This window comes from Nonomuraea mesophila, assembly GCF_004352805.1.
Classification (GTDB): domain Bacteria; phylum Actinomycetota; class Actinomycetes; order Streptosporangiales; family Streptosporangiaceae; genus Nonomuraea; species Nonomuraea longispora.
In genome coordinates this window covers 1-22,444 of sequence record NZ_SMLD01000009.1, presented here as the reverse complement: position 1 = coordinate 22,444, position 22,444 = coordinate 1, and the positions used below count along the sequence as shown (strand labels likewise).

Annotated in this window: 20 protein-coding genes; 7 read left to right on the top strand and 13 right to left on the bottom strand. The window is 71.0% G+C overall.

Features of this window, described 5'->3' with window-relative positions; all coding sequences use genetic code 11:
• Positions 1-120 precede the first annotated feature (120 nt).
• A complete protein-coding gene (locus E1295_RS05385; RefSeq protein WP_132628545.1) occupies positions 121-1,296 on the top strand; it encodes a sensor histidine kinase in 1,176 nt (391 codons plus the stop codon).
• Entirely contained in the window at positions 1,293-1,976 is a 684-nt protein-coding gene (locus tag E1295_RS05380; protein ID WP_132628544.1) for a response regulator, read from the top strand. The genes E1295_RS05385 and E1295_RS05380 overlap by 4 nt, the downstream gene beginning before the upstream one ends.
• 308 nt (positions 1,977-2,284) lie before the next feature.
• Here E1295_RS05380 and E1295_RS05375 read toward each other — a convergent pair whose 3' ends face one another.
• The 8 genes from E1295_RS05375 to metH all read right to left on the bottom strand — a co-directional run bounded on the left by E1295_RS05375 (position 2,285) and on the right by metH (position 13,538).
• The gene (locus E1295_RS05375) at positions 2,285-3,328 is read right to left on the bottom strand and encodes an ABC transporter ATP-binding protein (RefSeq protein ID WP_132628543.1); all 1,044 of its coding nucleotides are present in this window, start codon (positions 3,326-3,328) and stop codon (positions 2,285-2,287) included.
• 247 nt (positions 3,329-3,575) lie between these two features.
• Positions 3,576-4,601 carry an ABC transporter ATP-binding protein gene (locus E1295_RS05370; protein WP_132628542.1) on the bottom strand — a complete coding sequence of 342 codons (1,026 nt, stop codon included), beginning with the start codon at positions 4,599-4,601 and terminating at the stop codon, positions 3,576-3,578.
• Positions 4,598-5,611 (bottom strand): ABC transporter permease, encoded by a 1,014-nt coding sequence (locus E1295_RS05365; protein ID WP_132628541.1) that lies wholly within the window; start codon positions 5,609-5,611, stop codon positions 4,598-4,600. Before E1295_RS05365 ends, E1295_RS05370 begins: the two co-directional genes overlap by 4 nt.
• Positions 5,612-5,697: 86 nt before the next feature.
• The gene (locus tag E1295_RS05360) at positions 5,698-7,458 is read right to left on the bottom strand and encodes an ABC transporter substrate-binding protein (RefSeq protein WP_166427091.1); all 1,761 of its coding nucleotides are present in this window, start codon (positions 7,456-7,458) and stop codon (positions 5,698-5,700) included.
• A gap of 49 nt (positions 7,459-7,507) precedes the next feature.
• Positions 7,508-8,500, bottom strand: a complete 993-nt coding sequence (locus E1295_RS05355) for an ABC transporter permease (protein WP_132628540.1) — start codon at positions 8,498-8,500, stop codon at positions 7,508-7,510.
• 225 nt (positions 8,501-8,725) lie between these two features.
• Positions 8,726-9,217 carry a cellulose synthase gene (locus E1295_RS05350; protein ID WP_132628539.1) on the bottom strand — a complete coding sequence of 164 codons (492 nt, stop codon included), beginning with the start codon at positions 9,215-9,217 and terminating at the stop codon, positions 8,726-8,728.
• 105 nt (positions 9,218-9,322) lie between these two features.
• Positions 9,323-10,009: an HAD family hydrolase gene (locus E1295_RS05345; RefSeq protein ID WP_246079859.1), complete on the bottom strand. Its 687-nt coding sequence runs from the start codon at positions 10,007-10,009 to the stop codon at positions 9,323-9,325.
• A 64-nt stretch (positions 10,010-10,073) separates the two neighbouring features.
• Positions 10,074-13,538 carry a methionine synthase gene (metH, locus tag E1295_RS05340; RefSeq protein WP_132628538.1) on the bottom strand — a complete coding sequence of 1,155 codons (3,465 nt, stop codon included), beginning with the start codon at positions 13,536-13,538 and terminating at the stop codon, positions 10,074-10,076.
• 305 nt (positions 13,539-13,843) lie between these two features.
• Between metH and E1295_RS05335 the strand changes: the two genes are divergently transcribed.
• On the top strand, positions 13,844-14,698 hold the full coding sequence (locus E1295_RS05335; RefSeq protein WP_132628537.1) for a PAC2 family protein: 855 nt from the start codon (positions 13,844-13,846) through the stop codon (positions 14,696-14,698).
• Between the two features lie 159 nt (positions 14,699-14,857).
• A complete protein-coding gene (locus E1295_RS05330; protein ID WP_132628536.1) occupies positions 14,858-15,412 on the top strand; it encodes a TetR/AcrR family transcriptional regulator C-terminal domain-containing protein in 555 nt (184 codons plus the stop codon).
• A 58-nt stretch (positions 15,413-15,470) separates the two neighbouring features.
• Here E1295_RS05330 and E1295_RS05325 read toward each other — a convergent pair whose 3' ends face one another.
• Both E1295_RS05325 and E1295_RS05320 read right to left on the bottom strand, forming a co-directional pair.
• Positions 15,471-16,220 carry a sirohydrochlorin chelatase gene (locus E1295_RS05325; RefSeq protein ID WP_132628535.1) on the bottom strand — a complete coding sequence of 250 codons (750 nt, stop codon included), beginning with the start codon at positions 16,218-16,220 and terminating at the stop codon, positions 15,471-15,473.
• Positions 16,217-17,368: a uroporphyrinogen-III synthase gene (locus tag E1295_RS05320; RefSeq protein WP_132628534.1), complete on the bottom strand. Its 1,152-nt coding sequence runs from the start codon at positions 17,366-17,368 to the stop codon at positions 16,217-16,219. Before E1295_RS05320 ends, E1295_RS05325 begins: the two co-directional genes overlap by 4 nt.
• Positions 17,369-17,618: 250 nt before the next feature.
• On the opposite strand from E1295_RS05320, the gene E1295_RS05315 reads away from it, so the two are divergent.
• Complete coding sequence (locus tag E1295_RS05315; protein ID WP_132628533.1) at positions 17,619-18,104, top strand: peptide deformylase; 486 nt, start codon at positions 17,619-17,621, stop codon at positions 18,102-18,104.
• Here the strand turns inward: E1295_RS05315 and E1295_RS05310 are convergent.
• Genes E1295_RS05310 through E1295_RS05300 form a run of 3 tightly spaced genes read right to left on the bottom strand, consistent with a single transcriptional unit; the run spans position 18,040 to position 19,890 of the window.
• Positions 18,040-18,342, bottom strand: coding sequence for a WhiB family transcriptional regulator (locus E1295_RS05310; protein WP_132628623.1), 303 nt, complete (start codon positions 18,340-18,342; stop codon positions 18,040-18,042). The two genes, E1295_RS05315 and E1295_RS05310, sit on opposite strands and share 65 nt — an antisense overlap.
• Before the next feature lie 34 nt (positions 18,343-18,376).
• Positions 18,377-19,297, bottom strand: a complete 921-nt coding sequence (locus E1295_RS05305) for a glycosyltransferase (protein WP_132628532.1) — start codon at positions 19,295-19,297, stop codon at positions 18,377-18,379.
• Entirely contained in the window at positions 19,294-19,890 is a 597-nt protein-coding gene (locus E1295_RS05300; RefSeq protein ID WP_246079858.1) for a D-glycero-alpha-D-manno-heptose-1,7-bisphosphate 7-phosphatase, read from the bottom strand. Before E1295_RS05300 ends, E1295_RS05305 begins: the two co-directional genes overlap by 4 nt.
• Positions 19,891-20,056: 166 nt before the next feature.
• On the opposite strand from E1295_RS05300, the gene E1295_RS49960 reads away from it, so the two are divergent.
• Both E1295_RS49960 and E1295_RS05290 read left to right on the top strand, forming a co-directional pair.
• Positions 20,057-21,700, top strand: coding sequence for a carbamoyltransferase family protein (locus E1295_RS49960; protein WP_132628531.1), 1,644 nt, complete (start codon positions 20,057-20,059; stop codon positions 21,698-21,700).
• Positions 21,697-22,444: glycosyltransferase family 2 protein (locus tag E1295_RS05290; protein WP_220448549.1), on the top strand; the 748-nt coding region annotated here is incomplete at its 3' end. The genes E1295_RS49960 and E1295_RS05290, both read left to right, overlap by 4 nt.

The window sequence follows — 22,444 nt, the reverse complement described above, 5'->3', positions numbered from 1 at the left end:
CGGCCCGGAGCGCGCGGCCCGGAGCCCGAGGCCCGGGGCGTTCGGGCCCTGAGTGCTCGGGCGGGGTAATCCTCCCGAGGGAGGAGGCTGCGGGTTCTGGCCTGGGCCTACAGTGAAGCGGTGCGGATAGACCGGACCAGGTTCCACGACACGGTGCTCGCCGGAGTGGTGGCCGCCGCCTCGGTGGCGCTGTTCGTTCTTTACGAACATGGGCGGCTGTCGTCCGGGGATCTGGTGGTCGACGGCGTGCGCGAGCCCGATCCGCTCGGTGCGCTGCTGGTGTTGCTGGCGTGCGTCCCCGTGGCCGTGCGCAGGCGGTGGCCGCTGGCGGCGCTGTGCGCGGGCCTGGTGCCGGAGACGCTGCTGGCCGGCTTCGGGTACAGCACAGGGGTGCCGGGCCTGTCCGGGCTGGTGCTGCTCTATTCCGTGGCCTCCAACCGGGGCCTGGCGATGGCGCTGGGCGGGCTGCTGGCCACGGTGCTGGCGTACGCGCTCGGCGCCGCGGCGGGCCCGCCCAGCGCCACGACCTTGAGCGACCACGTGGTGGTGGCCATGGTGCTGGTCTCCGTGTGGGGCGCGGGCCGGAGCCTGCGGCTGCGCCGGGCGTACATGGAGGAGCTGAGAGGCCGTGCGGCGCGGCTGGAGCGGGCGCGCGCGGCCGACACGCGGGCCGCGCGGGCCGAGGAGCGGTCGAGGATCGCCCGCGAGCTCCACGACGTCGTGGCCCATCATGTCAGCGTGATGACCGTGCAGGCCGCCGCGGCGCGCAAGGTGTTGTCCTCCGACCCCGGCCTGGCCGGCGAGGCGCTGACGGCGATCGAGCACACCGGCCGGATGGCGATGTCGGAGATGCGCAACATCGTCGGCGTGCTGCGCACCGACGCCCGTGCCGAGCTGGGCCCGCAGCCGGGCATGGAGGACCTGCCCGCGCTGGTCGAGCAGATGCGCGAGGCCGGGCTGCCCACGCGGCTGGTCGTCGAGGGCGAGCCGCCGCCGCTGCCCGCGGGGGTCGATCTGGCCGCCTACCGGCTGGTCCAGGAAGGGCTGACCAACAGCCTGCGGCACGCGGGCGCCGGGGCGAAGGCGGTGGTGACCGTCCGCCACGCACCCCATGAGCTGGACGTACTCGTGGCCGACGACGGCCGTGGCGCTGCCGGGGCATCCGGACGGCCCGGTCATGGTTTGGTGGGCATTCGTGAAAGGGTTGCCCTCTATGGTGGAATCCTCAGCGTCGGCCCGCTACCGGGGGGCGGTTTCGAGGTGCGGGCGAGATTCCCGTTGAAGGACGGTCAATGACGATCAGAGTGCTGCTGGTGGACGACCAGCCGCTGCTGCGTACGGGATTCCGCCTGATTCTCGAGGCCGAGCCCGACATCACGGTGGTGGGCCAGGCCGGCGACGGCAAAGGCGCACAGGAGCAGACGCGGGCGCTGCTGCCCGACGTGGTGCTCATGGACATCCGGATGCCGGGGGTCGACGGCATCGAGGCCACCCGCAGGATCGTGCGGGAGGCGGCTCCTTCGGCGCACGTGCCGAAAGTGCTGGTGCTGACCACGTTCGACCTGGACGAATACATCGTGGAGGCGTTGCGCTCCGGCGCCTCCGGGTTCCTGCTGAAGGACGTGCCACCCGACGAACTGGTGCAGGCCATCCGGGTGGTGGCGGCCGGCGACGCGATCGTGGCGCCCAGCGTGACCCGGCGGCTGCTCGACCGGTTCGCCACGCGGTTGCCGTCCGCTCACGAGCAGGCCACCCCCGCGCGGCTCGACCGGCTGACCGAGCGGGAGCTGGAGGTGCTGCGGCTGATCGCGAAAGGCATGTCCAACGCGGAGATCGCGGCCAAGCTCGTGGTGAGCGAGACCACGGTGAAGACGCACGTCGGCAACGTGCTGACCAAGCTGGGGTTGCGCGACCGGGTGCAGGCCGTGGTGCTGGCGTACGAGACGGGGCTGATCACGCCGGGCGCCATGCCCTGACACCCGCTCCTCCCCCGCGCTCCCCTACGCCTGGTCCGTAGGACACCACGTACGCTGCTCCATGCCTGTCGGGACGCGGTCGGCCGGATCTCGCCGGCCGCGTGCGGACGCGGCGGGCGTCCCGGCCGGTCCCGGGGCGTCGCGGGGCGTCGCGGGCCACCTCCACCTGGCGATCGCGCGGAGCTCCGCTGCGGCGGCCGTCATGACGCCGTCGCCCGGGGCGAGGGCGCACCGCTGACGTCGCCTCGCCCGGGAACGGGCTGGTCCACCGCACCCCCGGCGCCTCGTGTTGACGGCGGGCGGCGGAGTCAGGCGTCCTTGGCGGCGGGGGTCGCGGCGGCCTGCGGGGCGTTCTCCGGGAAGTGGCAGGCGACCTGGTGGCCGCCGGCGAGCTGCTCCAGCGGCGGCTCGACCTGCTTGCAGATGTCCTGAGCCTTCCAGCAGCGGGTGTGGAAGCGGCAGGCGGGCGGCGGGTTGAGCGGGCTGGGCACGTCGCCGGTCAGCCGGATGCGCTCGCGACCGGCCCGTCCTCTGGGGTCGGGCACCGGCACCGCCGACAGCAGGGCGTTGGTGTACGGGTGCATCGGCGAGCTGTACAGCAGCTTGCGGTCGGCGATTTCGACGATCTTGCCCAGGTACATGACGGCGACCCGGTCGCTGATGTGGCGCACCACCGACAGGTCGTGCGCGATCACGACGTAGGTCAGGTCGAGCTCGTTCTGCAGGTCTTCGAGCAGGTTGACGACCTGGGCCTGGATGGACACGTCGAGCGCGGAGACGGGCTCGTCGGCGATGATCAGCTTGGGCCTGAGCGCGAGCGTACGGGCGATGCCGATGCGCTGCCGCTGCCCGCCGGAGAACTCGTGGGGGTAGCGGTTGTAGTGCTCGGGGTTGAGCCCGACGAGCTCCAGGATGTCCTGTACGGCCTTCTTGACGCCGTTCTCGGTGTGCACGCCCTGGATCCGGAAGGGAGCGCCGACGATGGCGCCGACCGTGTGCCGGGGGTTGAGCGACGAGTAGGGGTCCTGGAAGATCATCTGCATGTCGCGGCGGAGCGGCCTGAGCCGGCCCTGCGACATGTGCGAGATGTCCTCACCCTCGAAGATGATCTTACCGGCCGTGGGTTCGAGCAGCCGGGTGACCAGCCGCCCGGTCGTCGACTTGCCGCAGCCCGACTCGCCCACCAGCCCGAGCGTCTCGCCCTTGACCACGTCGAAGCTGATCCCGTCGACCGCCTTGACGGCGCCGACCTGCCGCTTGAGCAGACCCTTGGTCACCGGGAAGTGCTTCTCGACGTTCTGGACGGAAAGCAGCGGCTCGTCGGCGTCCAGGCGTACGCTCGCCTCGGTCATCGCGCACCTCCCGCGTAACGACCACGTCCCCTGGCGCGGTGAACGGATGGGGAGCTCCAGGGCATGACGTTCTCCTGATCATGTCGGCGCGGCGGCCCGGAGTGAGCGGCGGCGGTGGCGGCCACCACGCGGGCTCGCGCCACCGCGTCGGGGTGTGCGGCGGCGCTCCAGGCGCGGGCCGGGGTGGCGACCTGTGCGCCACCCGGCTTCGTTCGGGATACTGCGGCCTCGCGGGCCGGAGCGAAGGTCACGAGGTCTCCAGCGCGGGCTTGATCTCGTTCTCCCACAGGGTGCGCCGTTCGTCGCGGCTCATGTGGCAGCGGACCAGGTGGCCGCCCTGGGTCTCGGCGAGCACCGGCGCCTCGGTCTCTGCCTTGCCTTCGGTACGCTCGCCGAACGGGCAGCGGGGGTGGAAGGCGCAGCCCTGCGGCACGTTGATCAGTGACGGCGGGGAGCCCTTGATGGGCATCAGCCGTTCGGTGGGCTCGCGGTCGAGTCGGGGCATGGAGCCCAGCAGCCCCCACGTGTAGGGGTGCTCGGGGCGGTAGAAGATGTCGTCGGTGGAGCCGTATTCGACGCATCGGCCCGCGTACATGACGAGGATGTCGTTGGACAGCTCCGCCACCACGCCGAGGTCGTGGGTGATGATGATGAGCGCGGAGTTGAACTCGCTCTGCAGGTCGCGCATCAGATCGAGGATCTGTGCCTGCACGGTCACGTCGAGCGCCGTGGTCGGCTCGTCGGCGATGAGCAGCTCGGGGTCGCACGAGAGCGCCATGGCGATCATGGCGCGCTGGCGCATGCCGCCGGAGAACTCGTGCGGGTAGCTGTCGACGCGCCTGCCCGGCTCGGGGATGCCGACCCGGCCGAGCATGTCGACGGCGTGCTTGCGGGCCACCTGCTTGGAGACGTCGTTGTGGATGCGGTACGCCTCGATGATCTGGTGGCCGACCGTGTAATAGGGGTGCATGGACGACAGCGGATCCTGGAAGATCATCGCCATCTTCTTCCCGCGCAACCCGCGTACGTGCTCGGCCGTGGCGCCGTTGAGCTCCTCGCCGTCGAGCCAGATCTCGCCGGAGATGCGTGCCCTGCCGCCCTTGTGCAGGCCGAGGAGACCGAGGCTGGTCACGCTCTTGCCCGAGCCCGACTCCCCCACGATGCCCAGGGTCCTGCCGCGCTCGACGCTGAACGACAGCCCGTCGACGGACTTGACCAGGCCGTCGTCGGTCGGGAAGTGGATCTTCAGGTCCTTGACGTCAAGGAAGCTCACGACAACCTCACCCTCGGGTCGACCACGGCGTACAGCAGGTCGACGATCAGGCTGGCCACGACCACGAACATCGCGGCGACCAGCACCACGCCCATGACCTGCGGCATGTCCTGGTTCCTGATCGCCAGGATGGCGAACTGGCCGAGCCCGGGCAGAGTATAGGTCGTCTCGGTGAGGATGGCGCCGCCGATGAGCAGACCGAAGTCGATGCCGAACAGGGTCAGGATGGGCGTCAGCGCGGCCCGCAGGCCGTGCCTGACCACGACCTCGCGCTCGTGCAGGCCCTTGGCCCTGGCGGTGCGGATGTAGTCCTCGCCCATCGTCTCCAGCATCCCGGCGCGGGTGAGCCGGGCGTAGGTCGCGGCGAACAGGAACGCCAGCGTGATCCACGGCAGCAGCAAGTTGTAGGCCCATTGGGCTGGATTGACGGAGATGTCCGTCCACGCGCCGCCGGGCGGGGTCCAGCCCAGGCCGTAGCTGAAGACGACCAGGGAGATCATGCCGGTGAAGAAGATCGGCAGCGAGACGCCGGCCAGCGCGGTGCCCATGGAGAGGCGGTCGAAGAAGCTGCCCCTGCGCAGCGCGGAGATCACGCCCACGCTCACGCCGCCCACCACCCAGAGGACGGCGGCGCCGATGGCCAGCGAGAACGTCACCGGCATGCGGTCCAGCAGATCGGGCCAGACGGGCTGCCCGCTGATGAAGGAGTAGCCGAAGCAGGGCGCGGGGCACTGCTCGACGCCCGCGCCGTAGTCGTACTCGGCTCCGGCGACCAGGCCCTTGACGAACCTGCCGTACTGCACGATCACCGGGTCGTTGAACCCCAGCCGCTCGGCCACCAGGTGCACCGTCTCCGGCGTCGCGGCGCGCCCGACGTAGCGCGACGCCATGGCCTCCGGTGAGGCGCCGGCCCACTGGGGGACGACGTAGAAGATGCCGAAGGTGACCATGCTGATGACGATGAGCATGGCGAACGCGCCGATGACACGTTTGATGATGTATGTGAACACCGCTACGGCCGAGTGGCCTGCCCGTCGCCGAGCAGGCCACTTCTGCCTTCACCTGCCTTCGCTGATCCCCGTAGTCCCTCGCACGGTCACTCGACGCCGAGCAAGATGTAGTCGTACATGCTCTGGCCCTCGTTGTAGGCGACGTTCGTCAGGCCCTTGCCGCGCATGAGCAGCGACTTGGCCCAGACCACCGGAAGGATGGAGGCGTCCTCCATGACCTTCTTGTCGACCTCGACCCAGAGCTTGGCGCGGGCCGCGTCGTCGAGCTCGGCGGAGGCCTGGTCGATCAGCTTGTCGACCTCGTCGCTCTTGACGCTGAGGTTGTAGTTGCCGGCGTCGCGGATCGTACGGCTGTCGACGATGGCCTGCATGAAGCCGTAGCCGTCAGGCCAGTCGGAACCCCAGCCGTGGGCGGCCAGGCCGATGCCGTTCTTCTTCACGTAGTTGACGTTGCCGGCGTAGTCGGAGAAGTAGCTGGAGCCGGGGAAGCCCTTGAGCGTCAGCTTGATGCCGACCTTGGCCAGCGCCTGCTCCATGGCCTCGGCCAGCGCCTTCTCGCGAGGACGGTCGGAGCGGTAGGTCATGGTGGTGGAGAAGCCGTTCGGCTGGCCGCAGGCGGCGAGAGCCTGCTTGGCCTTGTTGACGTCGCCCTTGTTGCCCGGGGTCGCGTACAGGTCGAACTTCTCCTGGCCGACGACGGGCGGCGGCAGGACGTTCGTGGCGATCTCGCCGCCGGCCAGCTCGCCTCCGTAGGCGGTCTGGTTGGCGACGCGGTCGGCGGCCCACATGACCGCCTTGCGGCACTCGATGTTGTCCAGCGGCGGCGTGTCGGGGATGACCGAGACGTACCACAGCCTGGGGATGGTGGGGTTGTCCGTACGCGCCTTCAGCGCGGGGTCGGGCAGCACCTTGCCCAGGGCGGCCGCCTGGAGGCCGGTGCCCACGATGTCGAGCTGGACGTCGCCGGCGATGAGCTGGTTGTCCAGGTCGTCGGCGTTGACGTTGACCTGGACCTCGATCCGGTCGGGCAGCGCGGGACGGTTGGGGTCGGTCGCCGGGTCCCACTGGTCGTTGCGCACCAGCGTGAAGCCCTTGCCGATCTCGTTGGTCTCGAACTTGTACGGGCCGGAGGAGACGACCTTCTCCTTGTATTTCGCGCCGGTGTCCTTGTCCTTCGGCACCGGGGCCGTCATCGGCATCTGCACGACGTAGTCCATGGACGCGAACGGCTCCTTCAGGTGGAAGACCACCGTCGAGTCGTCGGTCGCCTCGACTGCCGAGGAGTAGTCGGCGTCGGCGTCCTCGTAGACGCCCTTGAAGTCCTTCGGCCAGTCGAGCAGCTCGTTGAGGTAGGAGGGGCCGTGCGGGAAGGTCTTCTTGTCCCAGGAGCGCGCCACGGCGTAGGCCACGTCCTTGGCGGTGATCTCCGTGCCGTCCTCGTACTTCAGCCCGCTCTTGAGCTTGTACGTCCAGGTCTTGCCGCCGTCGCTCGGCTCGCCCAGCCCTTCGGCCAGGTCGGGGATGACGGTGTTGCCCTCGGGGCCGGGACCCGGCTTGTACATCGTCAGCGTGCGCCAGTAGAGGCGGCCGAAGTTGAACGAGTAGCCGTAGTAGGTGTCGCCCGGGTCGAGGCTGTCCCAGTCGGCGGAGTGGGCGGCCTTGAGGGTGCCGCCCTTCTTCGTCGAGGGGTTGTACACCTCGTTGAGGCCGGCGTTGAACGCGGGTTGCGCGGCACCGCCGGAGGACGACTCGGCGGGCTGTTGTGTGCCGCCGCCTCCGCCACACGCGGAGAGCACCAGGACGAGCGCCGCTGTCGCGGCCCCTGCCAGTGCGGTTTTCCTTCTCATTGACTTAACCCCTTGATGAGTGAGATGGGGGATGGAGCGTTGGCGAAGGTCAGTGCGCCCGCGGGTCGAAGGCGTCCCTCAGCCCGTCGCCGAAGAGGTTGAACGCAAGGACGGTAACGAAGATCGCCAGCCCCGGGAAGAGCACGAAGTGCGGCAGCGTGTAGAACCGGACCGCCTCCGAGAGCATGCCTCCCCAGGTCGGTGTGGGCGGGTTGACGCCGACGCCGAGGAAGGAGAGCGCGGCCTCGAACAGGATGTTGGTCGGGATGAGCAGGGTCGCGTAGACCAGGATGGGGGCCATCAGGTTGGGCAGGATCTCGCGGAACAGGATGTAGCCGTCGCGCGCCCCCAGGCTTCGCGCGGCGTCGACGAACTCCCGCTCGCGCAGCGAGAGCGTCTGCCCGCGGACGATACGGCCGATGCTGGGCCAGCTGAAGAAGCCGATGATGAAGATCATCATGGCGATCCGGAGGCCGTTGCCCTCGAGGCCGAACCCCTTGTCGGGCACGACGCCCGCCAGCGCGATCGCGAAGACCAGCAGCGGGAAGGCCAGGAAGACGTCCATCAGCCGGCCGATCACCAGGTCGACCCAGCCGCCGAAGTATCCGGCGATGACGCCCAGCGTGGTGCCGATGAGCACCGACAACATCGTGGCGAGGAAGCCGATGAGCAGCGAGATCCACGCGCCGGCGACGATGCGGCTGAAGATGTCACGGCCGTTGATAGGCTCGACGCCGAGCAGATATTCGCTGCCCATGCTGCCGAAGGTGCCCTTGGGCAGGAGCGTGCTCTGGTCGATCTGGTCCTGGTGGAACTCCAGCGGCGGATGGCCGAACACGGCGATGATGGGCGAGGCGAAGACCGCGACCAGGATCAGCAGCACGACGACGATGCCGCCGGTGAGAGCGACCTTGTCGCGCCTGAGCCGCGTCCACGCGATCCGGGTGAGGGATCTGCCCTGGATGGCCTTGCCCGCTCCCGCGAGCACCGACTCCGGCTGCGCTTCTGCGGCGGAACCGGAAACGTCAAGCGGTGCGGTCATGCCGGATTGCCCCCTGGTACCAGACGACGGGTCTTGGAGTACTGACTTTAGACCGCGAGTCGCGACCTCAGGAGGCAGAATCTATGGCCTGAGCTGCGCTGACCAGCCCCTCAGGCCGCTATGTGGCTAATCTGTGATTGATGCGAAACTCATTCGTATTGATCTTGTCGACAATGTCTAGCCCGCGTCCCGGTTGAGTCTCGGAACTGTGACAGATCGCCCGTATCAGCTGATGCCGCGGCGCTTCAGCAGTTCCTCGATGTCGGAGAAGTCGTCGTCGCCCTTGCCTGTCTTGGCGGCGGGGGCGGCGGCCTGAGGCTTGGCGGAGACGGCCGGCTTGTTCGCTGAAGGCGCAACGGCGGGGTCCTGCTCACCGTCCGCGGACGGCTTCTTCTTCCTCCTCACGAGCCTCAGCTTCTTGCCGCGCATCACTCCGGACACCACGAAGAGCACCGCCGACAGCCCCGCGACGGCCACTCCGGCCCACACCTGCGGGTTGAACACCAGCCCGGTCACGAAGCCCACGACGGTGACGCCGATGGTCCACAGCGACCGCAGCGCGTCCGTCAGGTAGGCCGCCAGCGGCAACAGGGCCCACGCCGTCACCCGCAGCCCTGAGGCGGCTCCCCTGCGCCGGAACGCAAGAAAACTCAGCACCAGCCCGGCGATGGTCGCCCCGGCGCACAGCGGCAGCCAAGCGAACTGATCAAACGACATCCTGCCTGCTCCCTCGTTGTGGGTCTGTCTCCATCCTGGCACGCGAACGCGGACCGGCATCCTCCGCGAGAACCACATTTCCCCTAGGGGACAGGCCCTGAGCCCTCAGGCGCCGGGCAGGAGGGCCCTCAGACGGGCGACCGTGACCTCCTCCAGCGAGGAGACCACCAGGCGCCCCGGCGCCGCCTCGACCGGCAGCAGGCTGGGCACCGCCACCACCGCGCACCCCGCCGCGGTGGCCGCCGCCACGCCGTTCGGTGAGTCCTCCAGGACGACGCAGCCGACCGGCCGCACGCCGAGCAGCCGCGCGGCCGTCAGGTACGGCTCGGGGTCGGGCTTGGTGCGCTCGACGTCGTCGGCGGTCACCACGACGTCGAACCGGTCGCGGCCGAACTCCTTGAGCACCGCGTCGGCGATCTGCCGCAACGACGAGGTGACCAGCCCGATGGGGACGCCCTCGTCACGCAGCGCGTCGAGGAGCTCGGACGCTCCCGGCATCACGCGCGCCCCGCCGGACAGGCGCTCGACCATGCCGGAGACCATCCACTGCTCCACGGTCGCGGCGCTCTCGCCCGAGCCGGACGCGGACAGCATGTAGTCGACCGCGCGCTCCATGGAGCCGCCCAGGAGGTGCACCTGGTGGTCGGGCGTCCACTGCCCGCCCAGCCTGCGCATCACCTCCGACTCGATCTCGAGCCAGACCTTCTCGGTGTCGACCAGCAGGCCGTCCATGTCGAAGAAGACCGCCCGCATGTCCATCGCCTCACTCCGTCCGCCGTGCTCGCTCGCCATGTGCCGTGAACCTCCCCGGCACTCCCCCGTCCCGGCCCCGCCGCGCCCGCGGCCGGCGGGCCGGTCAGACGTTGAAGTATTTGGCCTCGGGATGGTGGGCGACCAGCGCGGAGGTGGCCTGCTCGGGGTGGAGCTGGAACTCCTCCGACAGCGTCACGCCGATGCGTTCGGGCTCCAGCAGCTGGAACAGCTGCTGCTGGTCCTCCAGGTTGGGACAGGCGGGGTAGCCGAACGAGTAGCGGCAGCCCTGGATGTTGACCTTGAGCATGTCGTCGAGCGTCTCGCCGCCGCCGATGCCCCACTCCTGGCGCACCCTCGCGTGCCAGTATTCGGCCAGCGCCTCAGTGAGCTGCACCGACAGGCCGTGCAGCTCGAGGTAGTCGCGGTAGGCGTCCTTCGCGAACAGCTCGGCCGTGGCCTCGGAGATCTTCGGCCCCATGGTGGCCACCTGGAAGCCGACCACGTCGACCTCGCCCGAGTTCTTGCCGCGGAAGAAGTCGGACAGGCACAGGTGGCGGTCGCGCCGCTGACGCGGGAACGTGAAGCGGGTGCGCTCGCCGCCGTCGTCATCCAGGATGATCAGCGTGTCGCCGTCGGAGACGCACGGGAAGTAGCCGTAGACGACGGCGGCCTCCAGCAGGCCCTCGGTCTGCATGCGTTCGAGCCACATGCGCAGCCGCGGCCGGCCCTCGGTCTCCACCAGCTCGTCGTAGCCGGGCCCCTGACCGCCTCTGGTGGGCTTGAGACCCCATTGGCCGAGGAACAGCGCCCGCTCGTCGAGGAAGGCGGAGTAGTCGGCCAGCGAGATGCCCTTGACGACGCGGTCACCGTGGAAGGGCGGGGTCGGCACGGGGTTGTCCTCCGCCACGTCGGAGCGGCTCGGCAGTTCCTCGACGGGCGTACGGGTGAGCACGGCGCCGGACTTGACGCGCCGCTCGCGCAGCGGCGGCAGCTTGGCGCCGGCCACCCCCCGCTTGACGGCCATGAACGAGTCCATCAGCCGCAGCCCCTCGAACGCGTCGCGCGCGTAGCGCACCTCGCCCTCGAACAGCCCGGCCAGGTCCTGCTCGACGTAGGCGCGGGTGAGCGCGGCCCCGCCGAGCAGCACGGGGTAACGCTCGGCCAGGCCCCTGGAGTTCATCTCCTCCAGGTTCTCCTTCATGATGACCGTCGACTTCACCAGCAGGCCGGACATCCCGACGACGTCGGCCTTGTGCTCGTCGGCGGCCTCCAGGATGGCCGAGACCGGCTGCTTGATGCCGAGGTTGACCACCTGGTAGCCGTTGTTGGACAGGATGATGTCGACGAGGTTCTTGCCGATGTCGTGCACGTCGCCCTTGACGGTGGCCAGCACGATGCGGCCCTTGGTCTCGCCCTCGACCCGCTCCATGTGGGGCTCGAGGTAGGCGACGGCCGACTTCATCGCCTCAGCGGACTGCAGCACGAACGGCAGCTGCATCTGCCCCGACCCGAACAGCTCGCCCACGGTCTTCATGCCGTCGAGCAGCACCTCGTTGATGATCTCAAGGGCGGGGCGCTGCTCCAGCGCGGTGTCGAGATCGGCCTCCATCCCCTTCTTCTCACCGTCGATGATGCGCCGCTTGAGCCGTTCCCACAGCGGCAGCGCGGCCAGTTCCTCGGCCTTGCCCGCGCGCATGGCGGCGGCGTCGACGCCCTCGAACAGGTCCATGAAGCGCTGCAACGGGTCGTAGCCTTCGCGGCGGCGGTCGTAGACCATGTCGAGCGCGACCTGGCGCTGCTCGTCGGGGATGCGGGCCATCGGCAGGATCTTGGAGGCGTGCACGATGGCGGAGTCGAGCCCGGCGTTGACGCACTCGTTGAGGAACACCGAGTTGAGCACCATGCGGGCGGCCGGGTTGAGGCCGAAGCTGATGTTGGACAGCCCCAGCGTGGTCTGCACGCCCGGGTGGCGGCGCTTGAGCTCGCGGATGGCCTCGATGGTCTCCAGGCCGTCGCGCCTGGTCTCCTCCTGGCCGGTGGCGATGGGGAAGGTCAGGCAGTCGACGATGATGTCCTCGACCCGCATGCCCCAGTTGGTGGTCAGGTCGTCGATGAGGCGGCCGGCGACGCGCACCTTCCATTCGGCGGTGCGGGCCTGGCCCTCCTCGTCGATGGTCAGCGCCACCACGGCCGAGCCGTGCTCGCGCGCCAGGCGCATGATGCGCTGGAAGCGCGAGTCGGGGCCGGCGCCGTCCTCGTAGTTGACGGAGTTGACGGCCGCACGCCCGCCGAGCATCTCCAGGCCGGCCTGGAGCACCGCGGGCTCGGTCGAGTCGAGCATGATCGGCAGCGTGGAGGCGGTGGCGAAGCGGAAGGCCAGTTCCTTCATGTCGGCCACGCCGTCGCGGCCGACGTAGTCGACGCACAGGTCGAGCATGTGGGCGCCGTCGCGGGCTTGGTTGCGGGCGATCTCGACGCAGTCGTCCCAGCGGCCCTCCAGCATGGCCTCGCGGAAGATCTTGGAGCCGTTGGTGTTGCACCGCTCGCCGATGGCGAGGTAGGAGGTGTCCTGCCGGAACGGCACGGTCTGGTAGAGCGAGGACGCGCCCGGCTCGGGGTGGGGGCGGCGCTGGGCCACCTGCTTGCCCCTGACCCGCTCGACGACCTGGCGGAGGTGCTCGGGCGTGGTGCCGCAGCAGCCGCCGACCAGGGACAGGCCGTAGTCGTTGGTGAAGGTGTCGTGCGCGCCGGCCAGCTCCTCCGCGCTGAGCGGGTAGTAGGCGCCGTCGGAGGTGAGCACCGGCAGGCCGGCGTTGGGCATGCAGGAGAGCCTCAGGCGCGAGTGGCGGGCGAGGTAGCGCAGGTGCTCGCTCATCTCGGCGGGGCCGGTCGCGCAGTTGAGCCCGATGATGTCGACACCGAGCGGCTCGATCGCGGTCAGTGCGGCGCCGATCTCGGAGCCGAGCAACATCGCGCCGTTGGTCTCGATCGTCACCTGGGCGATGATCGGCACGTCGCGGCCGGAGTCTTCGACGGCTCGCCTGGCGCCGATGACGGCGGCCTTGACCTGGAGCAGGTCCTGGCAGGTCTCGACGATCAGGGCGTCGGCGCCGCCGGCGATCAGGCCGGCGGCGTTGTCGCGGTAGGCGTCGCGCAGGCTGGCGTAGGGAAGGTGGCCCAGCGTCGGCAGCTTGGTGCCCGGGCCCATCGAGCCGAGCACGAACCTCGGCTGGTCAGGGGTCGACCACTGGTCGGCGGCCTCCCGCGCGATGCGGGCGCCTGCCTCGGAGTATTCGAAGACCCGCTCGGGGATGTCGTATTCGCCGAGCGCGGCCAGGTTGGCGCCGAAGGTGTTGGTCTCCACGCAGTCGACGCCGACGGCGAAATAGGCGTCGTGCACACCGCGGACGATGTCGGGCCGGGTGACGTTGAGCACCTCGTTGCAGCCCTCGTGGCCGTGGAAGTCGTCGAGCGTCGGGTCCTGGGCCTGCAGCATCGTGCCCATCGCCCCGTCGGCGACGACGACGCGCTGGGACAACACTTCTCGGAAGGACGGGGAGATGCTCATGTGGTGAAGCTTATCGGCTGCACCTGAACCATCGTTCGAAGCGGCCTCGACCGCCGGTGAACGCACCGGTCAAAGCGGGGCATAAGGGCCCGAGGTCGTCACGGATGAAGGGGTGTCCGGGGGTCAGGAGCGGGGACGGTACGGTTGACGGCCCGGCGGAAAGGGCCGGGGACCCGGGCGGGCGCCGGAAGAGGTCAGCGGAGGAGGCTGTGGCGCCGAGCCGGAGGAGGCGCGGGGGAGATCGGTGACGCTGACGCCCCCGAACCACATAGGCTTAGCGGGATGATGGAGAGAGGGGGCGACACGTGATCGAGCTCGAAGGGCTCCCCGAACTCGTCGACCCGGTGCTGATAGCCGCGTTCGAAGGGTGGAACGACGCGGGCGAGGCCTCCAGCGGCGTGGTCGCCCATCTCGAGTCCGCCTGGAAGGCCGAGACACTCGTCGCGCTCGACCCTGACGACTACTACGACTTCCAGGTGACCCGGCCCGCCGTGGAGATGAACGACGGGCTGGCGCAGTCGATCGTGTGGCCGACGACGCGGCTGCTGCGCGCCCGCCCGCCGGGCGTCGAGCGCGACGTCGTCCTGTTGCGCGGCATCGAGCCCAACATGCGCTGGCGCTCGTTCTGCGCCGACATCATCGCAGTCTGCCGCGAGCTCGGCGTGGAGCTGGCCGTGATGCTGGGGGCGCTGCTCAACGACTCGCCGCACACCCGGCCCGTGCCCATTCTCGGCGGCGCGACGGACGAGTCGCTGGCGCGTTCGACCAACCTGGAGCTGAGCCGTTACGAGGGCCCGACGGGCATCGTGGGGGTGCTGCAGCACGAGTTCGGCCGGGCCGGCATGGACGCGGTGTCGTTGTGGGCGTCGGTCCCCCACTACGTCGCCCAGCCGCCCAACCCGAAGGCCACGGTCGCGCTGCTGCGCCGGCTGGAAGACGTGCTGGAGATCTCCATGCCGCTGGGCGACCTCGACGAGGAGGCCCGTGCGTGGGAGCGCGGCGTCGACGAGCTGGCCTCGCAGGACAGCGAAGTGGCCGAATACGTCAAGGAGCTCGAGGAGCGCAAGGACGCCGCCGAGCTGCCCGAGGCCAGCGGCGACGCGATCGCCGCGGAGTTCGAGCGTTACCTGCGGCGCAGGGACCGCGACACCGACAGCTGACCTTCGGAGCGCAAATCCCGGCATTTTCCGCGGTTTCGGGTGATAATCGGTGCCTCGCTTGATTGCACCAAGCTGGAACTCCGGCTGTCGCCCTTTCCCGTCAGCATCGACACCGCACCGTAATGCCTGATCAACCGACCGCGCACCGTTAGGCATGCCATGGCGACTTCCCACGTGGACCCGCACCAAAGAAGTCAGGACACCAGGCGGCGCATCCTGGAGATGGCCGTCTCCGTCAGAGAGGACCGCCGCGGCGGCAACGTCGACCACTTCCTCGCGCTGCTGCAGGACCGGCTCCCGCTCTGGCTCAGCATTCTTCATGACTTAACCCATCTCGCGGGGAAAGGGAGCGTATCCGACAACCTTCAGCCGGTGGCACGAGCGGGCATCGACTACTACATGGAGGTCCAGAGCGCGGCGCTGCCCGCCTTCACCTCCCCTGACGTGACGGTCCGCTTCCGCGAGGCGCTGCGAGGCGCCGAGCTCGGGCCGCGCACGGAGACGACGCCGCTCGCCGCCTACCTGGCCGCCGAGCAGCGGCTGGGCCGGGTGCGGACCGACGCCGACCCTGATGCCAGCGCGCGGCTGCTGGTCGCCGGCTGCTTCCACCGGGCCTACATCGAGATGTTCGTCGGGCCGGAGGCCGCGCCGAGCCTCGACGACAGCGCCAGGGAGATCGTGCGCGAGCTGCGCCTCGAACCCGTCCACGCCTGAAACCCCCGAAACACCGCCCGCGGGCCCGCCGCCGTGCGGAACCGCGCGCCTCGGCGGGTCACCGTACGGGGCGCGCGTCCCGGCGGGTGGCGTGGCGGAGGGACGGTGCGGCTGTAAGGGGGTGCTCCGCCGTCGTGCGGCGGGCGCGGAGCGCCTCGTCGTAGCGGTGCCAGATCAGCGCCACCACGTCCAGGTCGGCCCCCAGCGGTTCGCTCACCGCCCCCGCCCCCGCCGCCGTCAGCCGGTCGTGGAAGAAGCCGGGCGCGAGCACGTACGACGCGATCGCCACCCGCGCGGCGGAGCCCAGCCGTTCGACCGCCTCCTCCAGCGAAGGAGCCCCGGAGGAGGCGAAGGCGGCGGTGACGGGGCGCGCGAGACGTACGGAGAGCCGGTGGGCGGCGGCGCGCACGTCGGCGAGCGCCGCCGGGTCGGACGACCCCGCCGCGCCGAGCACGACGGCGTCGTCCGCGCGCAGCCCGGCCCGCGCCAGCTTGCGGACGAGCGCCGACGTGAGCAGCCGGTGCGGACCCAGCCAGCCGGCCACCACCGCGTCGGTACGGCTGCGCGCGACCACGGCGGGCAGGTCGATGTGGACGTGGTAACCGCCGGCCAGCAGGAGCGGCACGACGACGGGACCGGGGACGGCGGGGAGCACCTCGGCCAGCAACGGCGGGCTGATCTCGAGATGGCTGAGCTCGACGCGCCGCCCAGGACGTGCCCTCCTGACCGCCCGCGCCAGCGCCGCCAGGGTCCGCTGTCCCGCGGCGCTGCGTGTGCCGTGCGCGGCCAGGACGAGTGCGGGCGTCACGGGCCCGCCTCGTAGCGGCAGGCGAGCCGGTAGCCGCGCTTGACCACCGTCTCCACGATGCCGCTCGGCCCGAGTGCGCGGCGCAGCCGGGTGATGGCCATCTCCACCGCGTGCTCGGCCGATTCGCGCGCCACGCTGCCCGGCAGCACGGTACGCAGGTCGGCGCGCGACACGACGTGCCCCGGTTTGTCGGCCAGGCGTTTGAGCACCGCCATCGGAGCCGGCGGCAGCGGCCGCAGCTCACCGTCCACGACCACGGCGTGACCGCGGATCTCCAGCCGGTGATCGCCCGCCTCCAGCCTCGTCACGCCGTGCTCCGGCAGGTGCCTGGCCAGGGCACGGGCCAGCGCGCCGAGCCGGGAACGGTCGGGCTGCAGCGTGGGCACGCCGCGCGCGGCCAGCGGGCCCGCGGTCACGGGCCCCACGCAGGCGGCCACCACGGGCCCGCCGAAGGCGGCCAGCAGGGCGTCCTCCAGCCTCTCGGTACGGGCCATGCCGAGCATGGCGTGCACGGCGGGCGCGCTGGTGAAGGCGACGGCGTCCACCGAGCCGGAGATCGTCTGGCTGACGAGGCGGCGCAACGGTGAGGTGTCACGGTAGGGCAGCCACCGGTAGACCGGGATCTCGATCACCTCGGCCCCCGCCGCGCGCAGGTCGGCCACGAAGTCGCTGAGCGGCTCGCCGTGCTGCTGCACCGCGATGCGCCGTCCCCGCAGGTCCTGCGCCAGCAGGTACTGCTTGATCTCGTCGCACGATTCGGTGGCGGGCGTCCAGTGGTCGTTGAGCCCGGCCGCACGCACCGCTCCCCTGGCTTTGGGCCCGCGCGTCAGCAGGCGCGCGCGGGACAGGTGCTCGCTCAGGTCGGCGGAGAGCCCCCAGCCCTCGGCGGCGGCCATCCAGCCGCGGAAGCCGACGCCGGTGGTCACCACCACGTCGTGGAGCGGCCCGCGCAGGCTGTCGCGGGTCGCGGCGAGCAGGTCGGAGTCCTCGGCCAGCGGGACCAGCCGGATGGCGGGGGCGCTGACGACACGCGCGCCGCGCCGCTCCAGCAGCGCACCGAACTCCTCCCGCCGCCTGGTCGCGGTCACGCCGACGGTGAAGCCCGCCAGCGCGTCGGGCTCCGTCTCCGGGGACGAACGCTCATTCATGCGGGCACCTCCGGGTGCACGGCGACGCCCGGCCCGGTGAGTGGCCCTGCGCCTGGCCGGGCCCCGAGCACCCGACCAGGCATCACAGGCGTGAGTGACGCAAGTGAGATCACCCTCAGATACTGCTTCCGGGTGGTTTCGCCCCTGGGTCTCCTCTGTTACCGCTGTGCTACAAGACCCGAACCTTCACGGTTGGCGCGGCGCCGCCGAGGGAAACGTCCGTCATGACGACGGCTATCGGGGAGTGCTGGTGACGGTCCGGCCTATTCGCACGTTCGACGATCCGCTGCTGCGCTCGGTGGCGGCACCGGTGCACGACTTCGACCGGGAGCTGCGGCGGCTGGTGAAGTCGCTGACGGCCACGATGCGGGCGGGAGCCGGCCGGGCCGGCCTGGCGGCGCCGCAGGTGGGAGAGCCGGTGCGGGTGGTGGTCTACGCGTACGACGGCAAGGCGGGCCACCTGGTGAACCCGCGGCTGGAGGTGTCAGAGCGGCGCGTGAAGGCCGACGAGGCGTGCCTGTCGGCGCCCGGCGTGTGGTGGCCGCTGGAACGTTCCTACATGGTCACGGCGCGTGGCCGTGACATGTTCGGCAAGCCGCTGACGGTGCGGGCGCTGGGCATCCTCGCGAGGGTGCTGCAGCACGAGGTCGACCATCTCGACGGCGTGCTGTTCAGCGACCATCTCGAAGAGAGCGAGCGGGCACGGTTTCTCGCCGAGGCGCTGCCGGCGGGCTGAGCCGGGAGGCGACGAACGCTCGCAGCTCCCGCCGTTGTTCCGGGTCGGTGCCGCCCCAGACGCCGTACGCCTGCCTGGTGTCGAGCGCGTAGTCGAGGCACGCCTGCTGTACGGGGCAGCCCCCGCAGACGTTCTTGGCCCGCCGGACCTGTGACTGGCTGGGACCTTCCAAGGAGATCGGGAAGAACAGCTCAGGGTCCAGGTCGAGGCAGGCGGCCCTGCGTGTCCAGTCGAGCATCATCATGGGGCGCGCCTACCCAGACGTCTGGCCCTCATACCTCTTGGAGCAGCCGGTCCCAGTCGGCTAGGAACCGGTCGAGCCCGTAGCGCGCCAGAGCCGCGGCCCTGGCGGCCTTTCCCGCCTGGCCGGCGCGTTCGGGATCGGCCACGAAATCGTGCAGCGCGCCGGCGAGCACGTGGACCTTGGTCGACAGGACGCCGGCCTCGGGCGGCACGGCCTCGATCGCCTCGGTGGCGGCCAGCGCGACGACGGGCATGCCGAGCGTCATGGCCTCGACGAGGGCGAGCCCGAGCGAGGTCCACCGGTAGGGGTGCAGGTAGACGCGGCGCCTGGCCAGCTCGCCGTGCATGACGTGCTGCGGCAGGTCCTCGTGGGTGCCGTACGGCAGGCCGTCCACCTTCATGCCGAACACGTCGAGGGGCACCCGCTCGGCGAAGCGGGGCAGCAGGTCGGTGCCGGCCACCCTGGTGCGGCGTACCGGTTCGTTGACCACGACACCGGCCCTGGGCAGCTCGCCCGTGTAGAGGTGGCCGGGGTCGGGGACGCCGTGCTCGATGACGCGCGTGCGCGCGCGGCCGTTGTCCCAGTACAGCTCGTTGAAGTGGGTGACGTGCACGAGCGGGATGCCGCTCTGCCCGGCCAGGTGGTGGCGCGTGCGGGGCACGTCGCCCGCGGGGGTGTTGTGCTCGACGTACACGCCGGGCACGTCACGGCCGAGCCACTCGCGGGCCAGGTCGATCTCGTGCGGGCGCTGGTAGACGACGACGTCCACGGGTTCGTCGCGCAGCCGGTCGTACGGCACCTCGCGGGCGGCGGCCGGCCAGTCGAAGGTGGCGGCGCGGCCCCGGCCGTCGGGGCCGCGGCCGGGGACGAGCGGGAGGACGTACTCGTGCGGGCCCCTGATGAAGGCGCTGGTCCATGAGCCGTGCACGTGCCAGAGGAGGATCCTCACCAGCGGCTCCAGCCCATCGCCCTGGCCCAGGGCGCGGCGGCGGCCGGCACGGGCGCCTCGCTGACGTCGTTGAGCACCCGTTCGACGACGTCGGTCAGGTCGTCGGCGACCTCGGGCGCCTCGTCGATCTCCTCGGGCCGCGTCTCCTTGGTGGGGACGAGGATGCCCCGGGCTCCCGCGGCCCTGGCGGCGGCCATGTCCCTGCCGATGTCGCCGACCACCACGCAGTCGCGCGGGCTGACGTCGAGCACGGCGGCGGCCCTGATCACGAGCCCGGGCGCGGGTTTGCGGCAGGTGCAGCCGTCGCCGTCGTCGTGCACGCAGATCGCCCAGGCGTCGAACGGGCCGAGCAGCTCCTCCACCCTGGCGTTGACCTGGTCCATCTCGTCGGGCGTGACCAGCCCCCTGGCCACCCCGGACTGGTTGGTGACCACGGCCACCGGGACGTCCGCGCGCCGTAGCCGGCCGAGCGCCTCGGTCGCACCCGGCATGGGCTCGACGAGACGGGGATCGCCGTTGTACGGAACGTCCCTGATCAAGGTCCCGTCCCGGTCGAACAGCACGGCGCCGGGACGTCGCTTTTCGAACACCATTCACCTCCGTCGCGTGTCCCGCAGCTACCCGGGCCCTCCACCGACAAACAACTACTTAGCGTGACAATCCCCGGCGGTGTGGCCTGTTCCCGCACCTCTTCCGGTTGCCGAATGTTTGAGAGCCGCTTCTGTCGGTAGCGGTTCTCGACATCTCTGGGGAGGGGACATGAAGTTTCTCGGCATCAACGCGATCTTCCACGACCCGGCCGCGGCGCTCGTGGTCGACGGGGAGATCGTCGCCGCCGCGGAGGAGGAACGCTTCAGCCGCCGCAAGCACGGCAAGCGGCCGCTGGCGTTCTCGGCTTGGGAGCTGCCCGAGCTGGCCGCCGCGTGGTGCCTGCGGGAGGCCGGCCTGTCCCCCGAGGACATCGACGCGGTCGCCTACTCCTACGACCCCTCCCTCGTCGTCGGGAAGCCGGAGGGCGACTGGGGGGACCTGCGCACGAGGTACGCCGTACGGGCGCCGGCGTTCCTGTCCACCGCGCTGCCCGGCCTGGACCCGGGCCAGGTCAGCTACGTGCCGCACCACGTGGCGCACGCCGCCTCCGCGGGGCTGGCCTCGCAGTGGACGACTCCCGGGCGCGACTGCGCGGTGCTGGTGTGCGACGGGCGCGGCGAGAACGTCTCCCACCTGGCCGGCCGCTACCGCGACGGCGAGCTGGAGGTGCTGGCCACGCAGGAGCTGCCGCACTCGCTCGGCCTCATGTACGAGGACGTCACGCAGCACCTCGGGTTCCTGCGCTCCAGCGACGAGTACAAGGTCATGGCGATGGCCTCCTACGGCACCCCCCGCCACCTGGACGCGCTGCGCGAGGTGATCCACACGACCGGGGACGGCGGGTTTCGCGTCGAGCCGGTCGACTGGGGCGGCTACGCCAAGGCCCTGCGCAAGGGCGCGCCCTGGACCTCCGACCACGCCGACCTGGCCGCCAGTGTGCAGGCCCGCTTGGAGGAGGTCGTGCTGGAGCTGGCGCGCTGGCTGCACGAGCGGACCGGCGAGCGGCGGCTGGCGCTGGCCGGCGGGGTCGCGCTGAACTGCGTGGCCAACACCCGGCTGCTCGACGAAGGACCGTTCGAGGAGATCTGGGTCCAGCCGGCGGCGGGCGACTCCGGCACCGCGCTGGGCGGCGCGCTGCACCTGGCGCACGCGTACGGCGAGCCGGCCGCGCCCATGACCGGAGCGGCGCTCGGGCGCGGCTTCACCGACGAGGAGCTGGGCGCCTGGCTGGACGTGGCGCGCGTGCCCCACACCCGGCCGCGCGACCTGGCCGCCGCGGTGGCGGCCGAGCTGGCCGCCGACCGGATCGTGGCCTGGTTCCAGGGGCGCTCCGAGTACGGGCCGCGCGCGCTCGGCCACCGCTCCCTGCTGGCCCACCCGGGTCACGCCCGCAACACCGAGCGGCTGAACGACGTCAAGGGGCGCGAGCAGTTCAGGCCGATCGCGCCGATGGTGCTGGAGTCGCGGGCGGCGCAGATCTTCGGGCGGGGGCCGGTGCCCTCGCCGTACATGCTGTTCGTCCATGACGTGCGCCCCGAATGGGCGCCGCGCATCCCCGCGGTCGTGCACGTGGACGGGACGGCGCGCATCCAGACGGTCTCGCCGGGCGCGGACCCGCTGATGGCCCGGGTGCTGAGCGAGTTCGAGGCGCGCACGGGACTGCCCGTGGTGGTCAACACGAGCCTGAACACGGCGGGGCGGCCCATGGTCGACGATCCCAGGGACGCGCTGGAGTGTTTCGGGTCGTCGCCGGTGGACGTGCTCGCGCTCGGGCCGTACCTGGTGCGGCGCGGGGAGGTGTTCGCCTCGTGATCACCGTGGTGATCCCCACCATCGGGCGTGCCACGCTGCCGGACACGCTGGCCGCCGTGGGCTCCGCCCTGCCGGTGATCGTGGTCGACGACAGCGCGGAGGCGGCGGGCGGCGTGCTCGCGTCGCTGCCCGGCCGCGTACGGGTCGTCCGCTCGTTCGGCAGGGGGCCCGCCGCGGCGCGCAACGTGGGATGGCGGGCCGCGCAGACGCCGTGGGTGGTGTTCCTCGACGACGACGTGATCCCCGCGCCCGGATGGGCGGAGGCGGTCTGGAAGGACCTCGTGGACCTGCCCGAGGACGTGGCCGGCAGCCAGGGACGCATCGAGGTGCCGCTGCCGTCCTCGCGCCGGCCCACCGACGGCGAGCGGCACACCGGCGGGCTGTCCGGCGCGCTGTGGGTGACGGCCGACATGGCCTACCGGCGTCCGGTGCTGGAGTCGGCCGGCGGCTTCGACGAGCGTTTTCCCCGGGCGTACCGGGAGGACGCCGACCTCGCGCTGCGGGTGACGCGGGCGGGACACCGCCTGGTGCGCGGGCAGCGGCTGACGACCCATCCGGTGCGGGACGACGGGTTCTGGGCGAGCGTGCGTTTCCAGCGGGGCAACGCCGACGACGCGCTCATGCGGCGCCTGCACGGGCCGGGATGGCGCGCGGCCACCGGCGGCGGCCCCGGCAGGCTGCGCCTGCACGCCGCCACCACGGCGGCCGGGCTCGCGGCGACGGCTCTGGGGGCGGTTTGGGGGG

Excerpts from the sequence above, each read along its gene's own strand:
- E1295_RS05380 (WP_132628544.1), top strand. The coding sequence starts at position 1,293 with ATGACGATCAGAGTGCTGCTGGTGGACGACCAGCCGCTGCTGCGTACG.
- E1295_RS05375 (WP_132628543.1), bottom strand. The coding sequence starts at position 3,328 with ATGACCGAGGCGAGCGTACGCCTGGACGCCGACGAGCCGCTGCTTTCC.
- E1295_RS05360 (WP_166427091.1), bottom strand. The coding sequence starts at position 7,458 with ATGAGAAGGAAAACCGCACTGGCAGGGGCCGCGACAGCGGCGCTCGTC.
- E1295_RS05355 (WP_132628540.1), bottom strand. The coding sequence starts at position 8,500 with ATGACCGCACCGCTTGACGTTTCCGGTTCCGCCGCAGAAGCGCAGCCG.
- E1295_RS05350 (WP_132628539.1), bottom strand. The coding sequence starts at position 9,217 with ATGTCGTTTGATCAGTTCGCTTGGCTGCCGCTGTGCGCCGGGGCGACC.
- E1295_RS05345 (WP_246079859.1), bottom strand. The coding sequence starts at position 10,009 with ATGGCGAGCGAGCACGGCGGACGGAGTGAGGCGATGGACATGCGGGCG.
- metH (WP_132628538.1), bottom strand. The coding sequence starts at position 13,538 with ATGAGCATCTCCCCGTCCTTCCGAGAAGTGTTGTCCCAGCGCGTCGTC.
- E1295_RS05330 (WP_132628536.1), top strand. The coding sequence starts at position 14,858 with ATGGCGACTTCCCACGTGGACCCGCACCAAAGAAGTCAGGACACCAGG.
- E1295_RS05320 (WP_132628534.1), bottom strand. The coding sequence starts at position 17,368 with ATGAATGAGCGTTCGTCCCCGGAGACGGAGCCCGACGCGCTGGCGGGC.
- E1295_RS05310 (WP_132628623.1), bottom strand. The coding sequence starts at position 18,342 with ATGCTCGACTGGACACGCAGGGCCGCCTGCCTCGACCTGGACCCTGAG.
- E1295_RS05300 (WP_246079858.1), bottom strand. The coding sequence starts at position 19,890 with ATGGTGTTCGAAAAGCGACGTCCCGGCGCCGTGCTGTTCGACCGGGAC.
- E1295_RS49960 (WP_132628531.1), top strand. The coding sequence starts at position 20,057 with ATGAAGTTTCTCGGCATCAACGCGATCTTCCACGACCCGGCCGCGGCG.